Origin of the sequence: Dulcicalothrix desertica PCC 7102, from assembly GCF_003991905.1 — a bacterium.
GTDB lineage: Bacteria > Cyanobacteriota > Cyanobacteriia > Cyanobacteriales > Nostocaceae > Dulcicalothrix > Dulcicalothrix desertica.
Window position 1 is genome coordinate 370,083 of the sequence record NZ_RSCL01000005.1, and the last position, 750, is coordinate 370,832.

Genomic DNA, 750 nt, shown 5'->3' on the forward strand with positions numbered 1-750 from the left:
AGTGATAAAACTATTTCTGTAGTAATGGTTTAAAGTTTCCTATCTGCTGCTTTGATGTAAACAATAAAGGTACTAAGTTGTTTTCATCATTTTCTTTAAATAATTCTTAGGAGTAAAAACAATGCCATTTTGGTATAACACCCCATCTGAAGGTAGTGAATCCAGCAACTTAGCATGTACTGATTTTGCTGGATTAAATTCATTAATCAAATTTGACGAAGTAGCGTTTAAGAGTGATGACGATTTTAACTATGTATTTGGCTATGCTTCTGATGCATCTGATTTAATTAAAGTAGGAGATAGAGATTTTAAGTTTACTCCTCAGTTAATTACTTTTAAATTAGCCAAAAAGAATTACCAGAAGTACGATGTAAAAACTAAAACTAAAGTCGATGTTGAACAGTCAATGATTGAGAAATTGATGTGTCAACTACTTGATGAGTTAGATTTTGGCAATGTGTATACAGGTACAATGCAACTACAAACTAGCAATATTATTAACATGCTAGTTACTGGTAAACAATTGAATGGTGAACCATTACCAGATGTAGTTAAAGAAAGTATGGTGAATAGCTATCTTTCTTTAAAAGAAATAGATGAACCAAAGCACATAAAAGTCGATGCGTTAAAGCTACCAGAAAAAAAATCATGGGGAGGGGGCGGAGCCAAGGGTCAAACAGAGTTAGAGAAATTAAACGACCGACTATTTTTCATCTGTACTCAATTGTCGGTGGATTATCCCTCTCGACA

General features: G+C 33.2%; 1 protein-coding gene. It reads left to right on the forward strand.

The window, feature by feature from the left end:
• Nucleotides 1-121 precede the first annotated feature (121 nt).
• On the forward strand, nt 122-750 hold a 629-nt coding region (locus DSM106972_RS13020; protein ID WP_201800717.1), incomplete at its 3' end, for a hypothetical protein.